This window comes from Clostridioides sp. ES-S-0048-02, assembly GCF_020658495.1.
GTDB lineage: Bacteria > Bacillota > Clostridia > Peptostreptococcales > Peptostreptococcaceae > Clostridioides.
The window spans coordinates 1-255 of sequence record NZ_JACVWH010000098.1; the positions used below are offsets into that span (position 1 = coordinate 1).

At 34.5% G+C, this 255-nt stretch carries 1 protein-coding gene; it reads right to left on the reverse strand.

Annotated elements, in window-relative coordinates; translation table 11 throughout:
* A partial coding sequence (locus IC173_RS21095) for a GTP-binding protein (protein WP_227856219.1) occupies positions 1-255 on the reverse strand: 255 nt, incomplete at both ends.

Consider the following 255-nt stretch of genomic DNA (forward strand, 5'->3'; position numbering starts at 1 on the left):
GATCTTCTAATGCCATTAATGCTGATCCTCTTATTATTGGAGTATCATCTCCTGGGAAATCATATTCTGTTAATAAATCTCTTACTTCCATTTCTACTAGTTCTAATAACTCTTCGTCATCTACCATGTCACATTTGTTTAAGAATACTACTATATATGGTACTCCAACTTGTCTTGATAATAGTATATGCTCTCTTGTTTGTGGCATTGGTCCATCTGTTGCTGAACAAACTAATATTGCTCCGTCCATTTGTG